Below are 13,808 nucleotides of genomic sequence, written 5' to 3'. Positions count from 1 at the left end.
CGCTCAGCCGCGATCGACCCAATCAGCCTTCGAGGGAGCCACCGGCCAGGGCGCACAGTTGGATCGGGTCGAGGATGCGGATTTCCTTGCCCTCGGCGGCGATCAGTTCGTTCTGCTGGAAGCGCGTGAACACCCGCGACACGGTTTCCACCGCCAGGCCCAGGTAGTTGCCGATCTCGTTGCGCGACATGCTCAGGCGGAACTGATTGGCCGAGAAGCCCCGGGCCCGGAAGCGCGCCGACAGGTTGACCAGGAAGGTGGCGATGCGCTCGTCGGCGGTCTTTTTCGACAGCAGCAGCATCATCTGCTGATCGTCACGGATCTCACGGCTCATCACGCGCATCAGCTGACGGCGCAACTGCGGCAGTTGCAGGGCCAGTTCATCGAGACGCTCGAAGGGGATTTCACAGACCGAAGTGGTTTCCAGCGCCTGTGCCGACACCGGGTGCTTTTCGGTGTCCATGCCCGACAGCCCGACCAGTTCGCTTGGCAAGTGGAAACCGGTGAGCTGTTCTTCGCCGCCATCACTCAGGTTGAAGGTTTTCAAGGCGCCGGAGCGCACGGCATAGACGGAGTCGAACTTGTCGCCCTGGCGGAACAGGAACTCACCTTTTTTCAGTGGTCGACCACGTTTGACGATCTCGTCCAGAGCGTCCATATCTTCCAGATTCAGAGAAAGTGGCAAACACAGCGGGGCCAAGCTGCAATCCTTGCAATGTGCCTGAGTGTGAGCGCGCAGTTTTACTGGCTCGGACATTTCTTCAATCCTTGTGGGAAACACACATAAGACGTAAGGGTAACCCACTGCAGGACATTGAGGCCAGCACGCGGCGGATTTGTCGCAGTATCTAGATCACTCGGGAAAACCGCTGCTGGCTGTGTTGCTCCAGGTAGGCATCGAAAACCATGCACACTGAGCGAACCAGCAGGCGACCTGCCGGCAACACGGTGATGCTTTCGTTATCGAGCTCAATCAGGCCATCCTTGGCCATGCACTGCAGTTGAGGCCAAAGTTCGCCGAAATAGCCTTGAAAATCGATGTTGAAAACTTGTTCGATGCTGGCGAATTCGAGGCTGAAATTGCAGATCAGTTGCTGGATCACGGCACGCCGCAGACGGTCATCGGCATTGCACAACAGACCGCGGCTGGTGGCCAGTTGCGACGAGGCCAAGGCGCTCTGGTATTGGTTCAGGTCGCTGCTGTTCTGGCAGTACAGGTCGCCGATCTGGCTGATCGCCGAGACGCCGAGGCCGATCAGGTCGCAATGGCCGTGGGTGGTGTAGCCCTGGAAGTTGCGTTGCAGGGTGCCTTCCTCTTGGGCAATCGCCAGTTCATCATCGGGCAGCGCGAAGTGGTCCATGCCGATGTAGCGGTAGCCAGCGGCGGTCAACTGTTCGATGGTGCCCTGCAGCATTTGCAGTTTTTGCGCCGGCGTCGGTAGCTCGTTGCTGTTGATCCGCCGTTGCGGCATGAAGCGTTCCGGCAGGTGCGCGTAGTTGAACACCGAGAGTCGGTCCGGCTGCAGGCTGATGACTTCATCGACGGTGCGGGCGAAGTTTTCCGGGGTCTGCCTGGGCAGGCCGTAGATCAGGTCGATGTTGATCGAGCGAAACTGCAGGGTGCGGGCGGCGTCGATCACCGCGCGGGTTTCCTCCAGGCTCTGCAGGCGGTTGACCGCACGCTGCACGGCCGGGTCGAGGTCTTGCAGGCCGATGCTGACCCGGTTGAAACCCAGCTCGCGCAGCAGGCCCATGGTCGACCAGTCAGCTTCCCGCGGGTCGATTTCAATGCCGTAGTCGCCGCTGTCGTCGTCGAGCAGATTGAAGTGCTTGCGCAGGTGCGCCATCAACTGGCGAAGTTCGTCGTGGCTGAGAAAGGTCGGGGTGCCGCCGCCGAAGTGCAACTGCTCGACTTTTTGCGTCGGGTCGAGGTGACAGGCGATCAGCTGGATCTCCTGTTCCAGGCGCTGCAGGTAGGGCAGCGCGCGGCCGCGATCCTTGGTGATCACCTTGTTGCAGGCGCAGTAGTAGCAAATGTTCGCGCAGAACGGTACGTGCACATACAGCGACAACGGGCGCACGGCCTTGCGGCTGTCGCGCAGGGCATGCAGCAGGTCGAACGGGCTGATCTGGCTGTGGAATTGTACGGCGGTCGGGTAGGAGGTATAGCGCGGTCCCGCCAGGTCATAACGGCGGATCAGATCGGTGTCCCAACGAATGGCGTCGAGCATCATGCGGGCATTCCCCCGGATAGGCTGGCAGTGTGGGCCAGTCTAGGGGGTGGAGTGGTGGGGCATCTTGATTTGCGTCAAGGGTGGATACTTGTGTTGTCTGTGCGGGCCGCCGATCAATGCCCCATGAGCCAATGCTGATGCGGCCCAGGTAACGTCCAGACCCCAAACAGCATCACCAACAACCCACCCGTCATGCGCACGCTGCGTTTGCGCAACAGCGCCGTCACCCGTTCAGCGGCCAGCCCGGTGGCGAGCAGTACGGGCCAGGTGCCCAGCCCGAACGCCAGCATCAACAACGCACTGTCCAGTGCATTGCCCTGGCTGGCCGACCACAGCAAGGTGCTGTAGACCAGTCCGCACGGCAGCCAGCCCCAGAGCGCGCCCAACAGCAGCGCGCGGGGCAGGCTCGACACTGGCAGCAGCCGGTTGGCAATCGGCTGGATATGCCGCCACAGGCCGCGACCGAGGCTTTCGATGCGCGTCAGTCCGCTCCACCAACCGGCCAGGTACAGGCCCATGGCGATCAGCAGCAGGCCGGCGAGTACGCGCATGAACATCGCCGCCGGGCTGTTGGCCACCGCCCAGCCGGCCAGGCCAATCAGCAGGCCGGCGGTGGCGTAGCTGAGGATGCGCCCCAGGTTGTAGGCCAGCAGCAGGCGAAAGCGCCGGTTGCGTTGCTCCTTGGGGATGGCCAGCGTCAATGCGCCCATCAAGCCGCCGCACATGCCCAGGCAATGCCCGCCACCGAGCAGACCGAGGATGAGCGCCGACACCAGCAGCGGCGCCAACTCAAGCATGGGGCGGTGCCTTGTCGTCAGGCTTGGGCGGGTGGCCGCTGGCCTCGTCGACCGCCGCGGTGTGGTTCGGATCCTGGTCGTCGAACAGGATGCTGTGGGCCGGGCCGTCGAGGTCGTCGTACTGGCCGCTGTCGACCGCCCAGAAGAAGATGTAGACAGCGATGGCCACGATCAACAGCGCGGCCGGAATCATCACGTAGAGAGCTGGCATCTGGACTCCATGCCCGCGCGGCTCAGGCCGGCAGCGGGCGGGTTTCTGGCGTGGTGCGGGCAACCGGCGCGCTCGGCAGGCGAGTCAGGCGCAGGGCGTTGAGCACCACGGTCAACGAACTGATCGACATGCCGACCGCGGCCCACACCGGCGTGATCCAGCCGAGGGCGGCGAACGGCAACATCAAGCCATTGTACAACCCGGCCCACAGCAAGTTCTCGATGATTACCCGACGGGTGCGCCGTGCCAGGCTGAAGGCTTGCACCAGGGCATCGAGGCGGTTGGACAGGAGCACGGCGTCGGCGCTGGTTTTCGCCAGGTCAGTGGCCGAGCCCATGGCCACGCTGATATCGGCGGCGGCCAGTACCGGCACATCGTTGACCCCGTCACCGAGCATCAACACCTTGCGGCCTTCCTTGTGCAGTTGTTGCAGGACCTGCAGTTTGTCGTCCGGGCGCAAGCCACCACGGGCCTCGTCGATACCCAGTTCGGCCGCCACACTGGCAACCATCGGCGAGCTGTCGCCAGACAGCAACAGGGTGCGCCAGCCGCGTGCCTTGCAGGCGGCGAGCAGGGCAGGGGCATCAGCGCGCAGGCGGTCGTCGAGAACCAGCCACGCCAGCGGCCCCTGGCTATCGCCGAGCAGCAGCCATTGGCCGGCTTCGTCAGGAATGGCTGGCACGGCAGCGCCGCTGAGTGCGCAGACAAAACCGGGCTGGCCGATGCGCAGGTGCTGAGCGCCGACCCGGCCTTCGAGGCCAAGCCCCGGTGTGCTGTGGACGTCCTCGGCGGCCATTGGCGCGCGACCAAAAGCGCGGGCAATCGGGTGTTCGGAGCGGTTCTCCAGGGCCGCGGCGAGACTCAGGCAACGATCGCTGTCGAGGGCGCCGAGGGGGCGGATCGAACGCAGCGCCAGGCGACCTTCGGTGAGGGTGCCGGTCTTGTCGAAAATCACCGTGTCGATCTGGTTCAGGCCTTCCAGCACATGGCCGCGCGTCAACAGCAAACCCAGCTTGTGCAGGGTGCCGGTTGCCGCGGTAAGGGCGGTCGGCGTGGCCAGGGACAGTGCGCAGGGACAGGTCGCGACCAGCATGGCCAGCACGATCCAGAACGCCCGCGAAGGGTCCAGCTCCCACCACAGCAGACCGATGGCGGCGGCGGCGATCAACGACAGCAACAGGAACCATTGCGCGGCGCGATCGGCGATTTCCGCCAGGCGCGGTTTTTCCGCCTGGGCGCGATCGAGCAGGCGGACGATGGCCGAGAGGCGGGTGTCCTGGCCGAGGGCCAGGACTTCGACGGTCAACGGGCCTTCCACATTCAGGGTGCCGGCGGTGACGGCGTCGCCCGGCGTGCGTGGCTGCGGCAGGTATTCGCCGGTCAGCAGCGACTCGTCGATGCTCGACTGACCATTGAGAATCTTGCCATCGGCCGGGAGGATCGCCCCGGGATGCACCAGCACCCGATCGCCGACCCGCAGCTCGCTGAGCAGGATGCGCTCGCTCTGGCCGTCGCCACCCAGGCGCAGGCATGAAGCGGGCAAGAGATTGACAAGTTGCGCGGTGGCGGCGGCGGTGCGTTCCCGGGCGCGCCGTTCCAGGTAGCGGCCGGCCAGCAGAAACAACGCGAACATGCCGACGGCATCGAAATACAGCTCGCCGACCCCGGTGATCGAGGTCCAGATACCGGCGATGTAGGCACTGCCAATGGCCAGCGACACCGACACGTCCATGGTCAGGTGCCGTGTGCGCAGATCGCGCATGGCGCCCTTGAAGAACGGCGCGCAGCTGTAGAACACGATCGGCGTGGTCAGGAACAGCGCGACCCAGCGCAGGATGGTGTGCAGCTCGGGGCTGAGGTCGATGTTGAATTCCGGCCAGGTGGCCATGGTCGCCATCATCGCCTGGAACCACAGCAGCCCGGCCACGCCGAGTTGGCGCAGGGCCAAACGGTTTTCGCTGGCCAGTTGTTCGCTGGCGCGGTCGGCCTGGTAGGGGTGGGCGGCGTAACCGATGTGGCGCAACTCGGCGAGCACCCGGCTCAGCGGCAATTGCGCGTCAGCCCAGCGCACGTGCAGGCGATGGTTGGACAGGTTCAGCCGCGCCTCGGCAATGGCGGGCAAGGTGCGCAGGTGTTTCTCGATCAGCCAGCCGCAGGCAGCGCAACTGATGCCTTCCATCAGCAACGTGGTTTCGGCCAGTTCGCCTTCGTGGCGAACGAAGGGCTGCTGCACGTCGGCGCGGTCGTACAGCGCCAGCTCATCGACCAATTGCACCGGCAGCGCTTCGGGGTTGGCGGAGGCTTCGCTGCGATGCTGGTAATAGCTTTCCAACCCGCCGGCGACAATGGCCTCGGCCACGGCCTGGCAACCCGGGCAGCAGAATTCCCGTGGCTCCCCAAGCACGGCGGCGGTGAAGCGGCTGCCGGCCGGGACGGGCAGGGCGCAGTGGTAGCAGGGGGTTGGGGTGGTCATGAGGCGTTGTCCAATGATCGTTCCCACGCTCTGCGTGGCAATGCCTCCCCGGACGCTCTGCGTCCGCTTCGGCTGGGACGCGGAGCGTCCCTGGCTGCGTTCCCACGCAGAGCGTGGGAACGATCAGGATAAGGCTTATTTCTTCAGGTCTTCCGCGCCTTGCAGCGGCTCGTCACCCAGTAGCAGCTCCTTGTCGTGGCTGACCAGTTCTTCCTCGAACATGCGCCAGATGTGGTCGTCCTGGCTGCCGAGCAATTCGATGAAGCGCCGGCCTTCGATCTTGTCGCTCAGCTGGCCGATGTAGCGGCCCTGTTCGGTGTCGCTGCGGGTGAGGGTGATCTTGCGGTCCTTTTCCGGTTGCGTCGGCGAGATCAGGTTCAGCTCAAGTGTCGCAGGCTGGCTGTTGCCGCTCAGGCGCACGTCGACTTCACCGGTCACGTCATCCAGATGAATGCTGGCGCGCATCAGCAGGGTCTGCGCCAGCAGCTCACGGTCCAGGGAGCGGTTGATGCCCTTGCCAGCCTCGTAGTAGTTGTCGTTGACCAGGTTGTCCGGGTGGTTCACTGCGATGGTCACCATGGACAAGGTCAGGGTCACCGAGCAGGCCAGGATCCCGATGATGATCCACGGCCAAAGGTGCTTGTACCAGGGGCTTGCGGCAGTTGCTGCGGGCATGATCACTTCTCTCAACGATTTTGTGGGCCGATGAATCGGCTCTTGGCTTCAACGTGGATGCTGGGGTCATCGGCGTCCTTGAGGATGAATTTCACCTCGTTGGTGCTCGATGGCAATTGTTCCGGGGCCACCGAGAGTTCGACCGGTTGGCTGACGATGTCGCCGGCCGCCACCTTGATCTCGCGCCGACCCTGCAGCTTGAGGTCCGGCAGGCCGGTGGCGTCGAGCACATAGCTGTGGTCGCGCTGGTCCTTGTTCATGATCTTCAGGCTGTAGACGTTCTCGATCCGGCCTTCGGCGTTCTCACGGTACAGCACGCGGTCCTTGCTGACGTCGAAACCGACCAGCGAACGCATGAAGAATGCAGTCACCAGCACACCGATCATCGCCATCAGCACCACGGCATAGCCAATCAGGCGCGGACGCAGTTTATGGGTTTTCTGCCCGGACAGGTTGTGCTCGGTGGTGTAGCTGATCAGGCCGCGCGGGTACTCCATCTTGTCCATGATCGCGTCGCAGGCATCGATGCAGGCGGCACAGCCAATGCATTCGATCTGCAGGCCGTCGCGGATGTCGATCCCGGTCGGACAGACCTGGACACACATGGTGCAGTCGATGCAGTCGCCCAGGCCCTGGGCCTTGTAGTCGATGCCTTTCTTGCGCGGGCCACGGCTTTCGCCGCGGCGCGGGTCGTAGGAGACGATCAATGTGTCCTTGTCGAACATCACGCTCTGGAAGCGGGCGTACGGGCACATGTAGATGCACACCTGCTCGCGCAGCCAGCCGGCGTTGCCGTAGGTGGCGAGGGTGAAGAAACCGACCCAGAAATACGACCAGCCATCCGCTTCGCCGGTGAAGAACTCGATCACCAGTTCGCGTATCGGCGAGAAATAGCCGACGAAGGTCATGCCGGTCACGAAACCGATCAACAGCCACAGGCTGTGCTTGCTGAATTTGCGCAGGAACTTGTTGGCGCTCATCGGCGCCTTGTCCAGCTTGATGCGCTGGTTGCGGTCGCCCTCGGTGACCTTTTCGCACCACATGAAGATCCAGGTCCACACGCTCTGCGGGCAGGTGTAGCCGCACCAGACCCGGCCGGCGTACACCGTGATGAAGAACAGGCCGAAGGCGGCGATGATCAGCATGCCCGACAGCAGGATGAAATCCTGGGGCCAGAAGGTGGCACCGAAGATGAAGAACTTGCGCTCGGGCAGGTTCCACCAGACGGCCTGGTGCCCGCCCCAGTCGAGCCACACCGTGCCGAAATACAACAGGAACAGGAGCGCGCCGCCCGCCATGCGCAGATTGCGGAACAGGCCGGTGAAGGCGCGGGTGTAGATTTTTTCCCTGGAGGCGTAGAGATCGACGCTGTTGCTCGCGTTCTTGGCGGGCGGGGTGACGTCGTGTACCGGTATCTGGTTGCTCATCATTGCATCCCACGGCAGTGGAAAAATGCCTCGGTCAGTACATGCCGACCGCGGTCAAAAAAGAGGTGTTGCAGTGGCCCAATGATACGCCTGTCGCTCTAGCTCAAGGGTGCGACCTTTGGTCGCGTTGGGGAAAAAACCCGAATGGTGTAGCGAATGTAACAAAACATGATGCAGGTCAATTGACTATAGCTCAATGGTTTGCCCGGCCGAGCCGTCGGGGCCTGGCTACGGAGCGCAGCGGAGGTTCGCCGCGCTCACAGGTCACGGCTTAAGGCAGGTTGCCTTGGCCCAGGCTGTCGATCCCGCTGCCCTTGCCGCCGGCGGGGGCGGCAAAGCTGGAACGACGCTGTGCAGTTTTCTCACGTTCCTCGGGTATTTCGCACTCGGTGATGGCGCGCTCAACATCCGCAACGATCTCAATATAGGTTTCAGTTCATGAACCGGACGCCCATGACAAAACGGCCCCGCCAATTCACATTGGCGGGGCCGTTCGTTATTGCTTCAGGCGTATGCCTTACTGGGCGTCCGCCGCCGGAGCCTTCTCGCCATGAGACAGGCTGTAGACGTAAGCGGCCAGCAGGTGAACCTTGTCGTTACCCTGCATCTGCTCTTGCGCAGGCATCTGGCCCTGACGGCCGTAGCGGATGGTCTGCTGCAGTTGCGCGAAGCTCGAACCGTAGATGAACCCAGCCGGGTGGGTCAGGTCGGGTGCGCCCATTGCCGGGGTGCCTTTGCCTTCCGGACCGTGGCACGCCACGCAGTTGGCGGCGAACAGTTTCTGCCCGGCAACCGGGTCGGCCTTGGTGCCTTCCGGCAACTTGCGGCCATCGAGGTTGGTCAGGACGAAAGCGGCAACGTCCGCAACGCCTTGCTCGCCGATCACTTCAGCCCACGCCGGCATCACCGCATGGCGACCGCCCATGATGGTGGTCTTGATGGTTTCCGCTTCGCCGCCCCAGCGCCAGTCGGCGTCGGTCAGGTTAGGGAAGCCATAGGCACCCTTGGCGTCGGAACCGTGGCAGACCGAGCAGTTGGAGGCGAACAGGCGGCCGCCCATTTTCAGCGCCTGTGGATCCTTGGCGACTTCTTCGATCGGCATGGAAGCGAACTTGGCGAAGATCGGACCGAACTTGGCGTCCGAGCGGGCCATTTCCTTTTCCCACTCGTGAACGCCGGTCCAGCCGGTCTGGCCGTTGGCGAACGCGGTCTGCTTCTCGTTATCCAGGTAGTTGTAACCCGGCAGCAGGCCTTTCCAGTTGCCCAGGCCCGGGTACAGCACCAGGTAGCCCAGGGCGAAGATGATGGTGCCCACGAACAGCATGAACCACCATTTCGGCAAGGGGTTGTCGTACTCCTCGATCCCGTCGAAGGAGTGGCCAACCGTCTCTTCGGTTGCCTCGGTGCGCTGGCCCTTGCGGGTCGACAGCAGCAGCCAGGTCAGGGAAAAGATCGTACCGAGACTGAGGACTGTGACATACAGACTCCAGAATGTAGTCATTCTTTGTTACTCCTAGAAGCTTGCTCGACGTGCTTGATGGCTTCGGGATCATCCGCAAAAGGCAGCAAGGTCGCGTCTTCGAACTCCGACTTGCGCTTGGGACTGAATACCCACAACGCCAGACCGATGAAGGCCACCATCACGACAACGGTGCCCAGGCCACGAATCATCCCGATATCCATTTAGATCACCGTTTGCTTTTGATGATGGTGCCCAGGCCTTGCAGATAGGCCACCAGCGCGTCCATTTCGGTTTTGCCCTTCACGGCTTCCTGTGCACCGGCGATGTCTTCGTCGGTGTAAGGAACGCCGAGCGTGCGCAAGACTTCCATTTTCTTGGCGGTGTCCTTGCCGTCGAGCTTGTTTTCCACGAGGAACGGGTAGGCCGGCATCTTCGACTCAGGCACTACGTTGCGCGGGTTGTACAGGTGCGCACGCTGCCAGTCATCGGAGTAACGACCGCCGACACGGGCCAGGTCCGGACCGGTACGCTTGGAACCCCACAGGAACGGGTGGTCCCACACGCTTTCACCGGCAACCGAGTAGTGGCCGTAACGTTCGGTTTCAGCACGGAACGGGCGGATCATCTGCGAGTGGCAGCTGACGCAACCGTTGGCGATGTAGACGTCGCGGCCTTCCAGTTCCAGGGCAGGGCGGGGCTTCATGCCCTCGACCGGCTTGTTGGTGACGTCCTGGAAAAACAGCGGAACGATCTGGGTCAGGCCGCCGACACTGACGGCGATGACCATGAAGAAGGCCAGCAGGCCAATGTTCTTCTCGACTGCTTCATGCTTCATCAGTGAGCTCCAACTACAGCAATCTGTTCGGCAGCTTTAGCTTCTGCCGGGTTCGAGGCACGTACGGTACGCCATACGTTGTAGGCCATGAACAGCATGCCGGTGGCGAAGAACGCACCGCCCAGGGCACGCACGATGAAGCCAGGGTGGCTGGCCTGCAGGGCTTCGACGAACGAGTAGGTGAGGGTGCCGTCATCGTTGATTGCACGCCACATCAGGCCCTGGGTAATGCCGTTGACCCACATCGAAGCGATGTACAGCACGGTACCGATGGTCGCGAGCCAGAAGTGCGTGTTGATCAGGCCGATGCTGTGCATCTGCACGCGACCGAACAGTTTCGGGATCATGTGGTAGATCGCGCCGATCGAGATCATCGCTACCCAGCCAAGCGCGCCGGCGTGTACGTGGCCGATGGTCCAGTCGGTGTAGTGCGACAGCGAGTTCACGGTCTTGATCGCCATCATCGGACCTTCGAAGGTCGACATGCCGTAGAACGCCAGGGACACGACCAGGAAGCGCAGGATCGGGTCGGTACGCAGCTTATGCCAGGCACCCGACAGGGTCATCATGCCGTTGATCATGCCGCCCCAGCTCGGTGCCAGGAGGATGATCGACATGGCCATGCCCAGCGATTGGGCCCAGTCCGGCAGTGCGGTGTAGTGCAGGTGGTGAGGACCGGCCCAGATGTACAGGGTGATCAGCGCCCAGAAGTGCACGATGGACAGGCGATAGGAGTAGATCGGACGCTCGGCCTGTTTCGGCACGAAGTAGTACATCATCCCCAGGAAGCCCGTGGTCAGGAAGAAACCTACGGCGTTGTGGCCGTACCACCACTGGATCATCGCGTCGGTCGCGCCCGAGTAGGCCGAGTAGGACTTGAACAGGCTGACCGGCAGCGACATGTGGTTGACGATGTGCAGCATCGCGGTCACCACGATGAAGGCACCGTAGAACCAGTTGCCCACATAGATGTGCTTGGTCTTGCGCTTGACGATGGTGCCGAAGAACACCAGACCGTAGGTCACCCAGACGATGGCCAGCAGAATAGCCAGGGGCCATTCCAGCTCCGCGTATTCCTTGGTGGTGGTGTAACCCAGCGGCAAGGTAACGATGGCGCCGACGATCACCGCTTGCCAACCCCAGAAGGTGAAGGCCGCGAGGCTGTCGGAAATCAGTCGCGTTTGGCAGGTTCGCTGCACGACGTAATAGGAAGTGGCAAACAGTGCACAACCACCGAAGGCGAAAATCACCAGGTTGGTGTGCAACGGGCGCAAGCGTCCAAAGCTCGTCCAGGGCAGGCCGAAGTTCAATTCCGGCCAGACCAGTTGCGAGGCGATGAAGACACCGAGCCCCATGCCAAGGATCCCCCAGACCACCGTCATGATGGCGAACTGGCGGACTACCTTATAGTTATAAGCAGTCGGACTGATTGCTGTGCTCATTCTAAGGTTCCACGGTTTGGGTGTTTTATTAGGATTAAAAATCGGCCGCAAGTATGTAGAAAGCAGGGGGTCATTGCAACGCGCCATGACCTGGGTCAATGCTTTCAAATGCTGATTCTGCGGCCTTTCCATGCGCCGCGTAGGGTCAAAATTGGCCTCGGACAATATGTCGCAGGGAACGGAAAAAGCGAGAGGGTTCAGGTCACTTGTAACGGGGTGTGTTGAAAAGGCCTGATCGGCCGACCGACGGCATTTGGCACGACAGCCGGTATCTACCTGCCTTTGCGGCCTTTCCATCAGCCGTTTCGGTGAACCCATCGCGCAAGCAAGACCTGGAACCGGCACGGGCCAGTCCGCATCGACCAAGCGTAGACCCGAATCCGGGGATTCGAAAGGTGAGGTTTTAAGGGGGTGCGACAATGGGTCGCAAAGGGGCGGGGAACTGCCGCATTCGAAAGAATGCGGCAGTTGAGGTGTTGCGAATGATTACTTTTTGCCTTCCGCTTGCAGATTTTCTGTATTCAATCCATGCGACAGGCTGTACACATAAGCTGCTAGCAATTGTACTTTATCGTTACCCAGTAACTCGTTCTGCGCCGGCATATGACCCTGGCGACCGTGGCGGATGGTCTGCTCGAGCTGGGTCAGGCTTGTTCCGTAGATGAAACCGGCCGGGTGCGTCAGGTTCGGCGCCCCCATGGCGGCGGTGCCCTGGCCGTTGGCCCCGTGACAGGCGGTGCAGGTGGTGCTGAAGGCTTGCTGCCCGGCTTGCAGGTCGGCCTTGCTGTCTGCCGGTAATGGCAAGCCGGCCAGTTCATGGCGTACATAAGCAGCGACGTTCTTCACCCCCGCTTCGCCGAGGATTTCACCCCAGGCCGGCATCGCCGCCATACGGCCACCGAGGATGGTGGTCTTGATGGTGTCGGCGTCGCCACCCCAGCGCCAGTCGCTGTCCGCCAGGTTGGGAAAGCCGAACGCGCCCTTGGCATCCGAGCCGTGGCACACCGAGCAGTTGGAGGCGAACAGGCGCCCACCCATTTTCAGCGCTTGCGGGTCCTTGGCCACTTCCTCCAGTGGCATGGCGGCGAATTTGGCGAAGATCGGTCCGAATCGGGCGTCGGCCCGGTCCATCTCCTTTTCCCACTCATGCACGCCGGTCCAACCGTTGGCGTAGCCGGGCAGGATGCCTTTCCAGTTGCCCAGGCCGGGATAGAGGATCAGGTAGCCGACGGCGAACACCAGGGTGCCGGCGAACAGCATGAACCACCATTGCGGCAACGGGTTGTCGTACTCCTCGATGCCGTCGAAGCTGTGGCCCATGGTCTGGTCGACGCTGCCCTTGGTTTCGCCCTTGCGGGTGCCGATCAGCAGCCAGGTCAGGCCGATCAGGCTGCCGATGGTCAGTACGCAGATCCACGTACTCCAGAAAGTGGTCATGGCCGGGTGCTCCTTGTGGCGGATTCTTCGGGGATCTCGGGTTGGGGTTCGTCGGCGAACGGCAGCAGGCGCGCTTCGGCGAATTGCGCGCTGCGCTTGCCGTTGAACACCCACAGCGTCAGGCCGACAAAGGCCACGAACACCACGACCGTGCCCAGGCCGCGGATCATTCCAGTACTCATTTCAACGACCATGGCTCACCTCTTGCTCTTGATCGCAGTGCCGAGCACCTGCAGGTAGGCGACCAGTGCGTCCATCTCGGACTTGCCCTTGAGCGACTCGGCCGCGCCAGCGATGTCGTCGTCGGTATAGGGCACACCCAGGGTGCGCATCGTCTTGAGCTTGGTTTCGGTATGACCGCTGTCGACCGCATTGGCCACCAGCCACGGGTAGGCCGGCATCTTCGATTCCGGCACCACGTTGCGCGGGTTGTACAAGTGCGCGCGGTGCCAGTCATCGGAGTAACGCGCGCCCACCCGGGCCAGGTCCGGACCGGTGCGTTTCGACCCCCAGAGGAACGGGTGATCCCACACGCTTTCGCCGGCCACCGAGTAATGCCCGTAGCGCTCGGTCTCGGCGCGGAACGGACGGATCATCTGCGAATGGCACCCCACGCAACCTTCGCGGATATAGATGTCGCGGCCTTCCAGTTGCAGGGCGGTATAGGGCTTCATGCCTTCCACCGGTTTGTTGGTCACGTCCTGGAAGAACAGCGGGACGATCTGGGTCAGGCCTCCGATGCTCACGGCCAGGATCATCAGCAGCAGCAACAGGCCGACGTTTTTTTCGATTGTTTCGTGTTTCATGGCGGACTC

Annotated in this window: 15 protein-coding genes; 1 reads left to right on the top strand and 14 read right to left on the bottom strand. The window is 62.4% G+C overall.

From position 1 onward, the window contains the following. Positions 1-22: 22 nt before the first annotated feature. From fnr to ccoG, 7 genes are all read right to left on the bottom strand, one after another. Positions 23-757, bottom strand: a complete 735-nt coding sequence (gene fnr, locus NQL71_RS09715; RefSeq protein WP_046819459.1) for a fumarate/nitrate reduction transcriptional regulator Fnr — start codon at positions 755-757, stop codon at positions 23-25. Between the two features lie 91 nt (positions 758-848). Next, complete coding sequence (gene hemN / locus NQL71_RS09710; RefSeq protein WP_077184510.1) at positions 849-2,231, bottom strand: oxygen-independent coproporphyrinogen III oxidase; 1,383 nt, start codon at positions 2,229-2,231, stop codon at positions 849-851. A 116-nt stretch (positions 2,232-2,347) separates the two neighbouring features. Beyond that, entirely contained in the window at positions 2,348-3,031 is a 684-nt protein-coding gene (locus NQL71_RS09705; protein ID WP_274642572.1) for a sulfite exporter TauE/SafE family protein, read from the bottom strand. Continuing rightward, positions 3,024-3,242 (bottom strand): cbb3-type cytochrome oxidase assembly protein CcoS, encoded by a 219-nt coding sequence (ccoS, locus tag NQL71_RS09700; protein WP_008057874.1) that lies wholly within the window; start codon positions 3,240-3,242, stop codon positions 3,024-3,026. The genes NQL71_RS09705 and ccoS overlap by 8 nt, the downstream gene beginning before the upstream one ends. 22 nt (positions 3,243-3,264) lie before the next feature. Further along, on the bottom strand, positions 3,265-5,715 hold the full coding sequence (locus NQL71_RS09695; RefSeq protein WP_077183978.1) for a heavy metal translocating P-type ATPase: 2,451 nt from the start codon (positions 5,713-5,715) through the stop codon (positions 3,265-3,267). A gap of 135 nt (positions 5,716-5,850) precedes the next feature. Next, positions 5,851-6,390, bottom strand: coding sequence for a FixH family protein (locus NQL71_RS09690; protein ID WP_046819462.1), 540 nt, complete (start codon positions 6,388-6,390; stop codon positions 5,851-5,853). 11 nt (positions 6,391-6,401) lie between these two features. Then, entirely contained in the window at positions 6,402-7,817 is a 1,416-nt protein-coding gene (gene ccoG, locus NQL71_RS09685) for a cytochrome c oxidase accessory protein CcoG (protein ID WP_166619400.1), read from the bottom strand. Between the two features lie 286 nt (positions 7,818-8,103). Between ccoG and NQL71_RS09680 the strand changes: the two genes are divergently transcribed. Beyond that, positions 8,104-8,259 (top strand): hypothetical protein, encoded by a 156-nt coding sequence (locus NQL71_RS09680; protein WP_166619399.1) that lies wholly within the window; start codon positions 8,104-8,106, stop codon positions 8,257-8,259. A gap of 75 nt (positions 8,260-8,334) precedes the next feature. On the opposite strand, the gene ccoP (NQL71_RS09675) is transcribed toward NQL71_RS09680, so the two are convergent. From ccoP (NQL71_RS09675) to ccoO (NQL71_RS09645), 7 genes are all read right to left on the bottom strand, one after another. After that, entirely contained in the window at positions 8,335-9,318 is a 984-nt protein-coding gene (gene ccoP / locus NQL71_RS09675; protein WP_046819465.1) for a cytochrome-c oxidase, cbb3-type subunit III, read from the bottom strand. Further along, a complete protein-coding gene (locus tag NQL71_RS09670; protein ID WP_003175465.1) occupies positions 9,315-9,500 on the bottom strand; it encodes a CcoQ/FixQ family Cbb3-type cytochrome c oxidase assembly chaperone in 186 nt (61 codons plus the stop codon). Before NQL71_RS09670 ends, ccoP (NQL71_RS09675) begins: the two co-directional genes overlap by 4 nt. A 5-nt stretch (positions 9,501-9,505) precedes the next feature. Continuing rightward, positions 9,506-10,114, bottom strand: coding sequence for a cytochrome-c oxidase, cbb3-type subunit II (ccoO, locus tag NQL71_RS09665; protein WP_046819466.1), 609 nt, complete (start codon positions 10,112-10,114; stop codon positions 9,506-9,508). Beyond that, on the bottom strand, positions 10,114-11,556 hold the full coding sequence (gene ccoN / locus NQL71_RS09660) for a cytochrome-c oxidase, cbb3-type subunit I (RefSeq protein ID WP_046819467.1): 1,443 nt from the start codon (positions 11,554-11,556) through the stop codon (positions 10,114-10,116). Before ccoN ends, ccoO (NQL71_RS09665) begins: the two co-directional genes overlap by 1 nt. Before the next feature lie 486 nt (positions 11,557-12,042). Then, complete coding sequence (gene ccoP, locus NQL71_RS09655) at positions 12,043-12,993, bottom strand: cytochrome-c oxidase, cbb3-type subunit III (protein ID WP_046819468.1); 951 nt, start codon at positions 12,991-12,993, stop codon at positions 12,043-12,045. Next, positions 12,990-13,187, bottom strand: coding sequence for a cbb3-type cytochrome oxidase subunit 3 (locus tag NQL71_RS09650; protein WP_046819469.1), 198 nt, complete (start codon positions 13,185-13,187; stop codon positions 12,990-12,992). Before NQL71_RS09650 ends, ccoP (NQL71_RS09655) begins: the two co-directional genes overlap by 4 nt. 3 nt (positions 13,188-13,190) lie before the next feature. Next, positions 13,191-13,799, bottom strand: a complete 609-nt coding sequence (gene ccoO / locus NQL71_RS09645) for a cytochrome-c oxidase, cbb3-type subunit II (RefSeq protein ID WP_046819470.1) — start codon at positions 13,797-13,799, stop codon at positions 13,191-13,193. Positions 13,800-13,808: the final 9 nt, after the last annotated feature.

The sequence above is a fragment of the Pseudomonas serbica genome, assembly GCF_028823535.1.
Lineage (GTDB): Bacteria > Pseudomonadota > Gammaproteobacteria > Pseudomonadales > Pseudomonadaceae > Aquipseudomonas > Aquipseudomonas serbica.
This window is presented reverse-complemented; position numbering and strand designations above follow the sequence as displayed.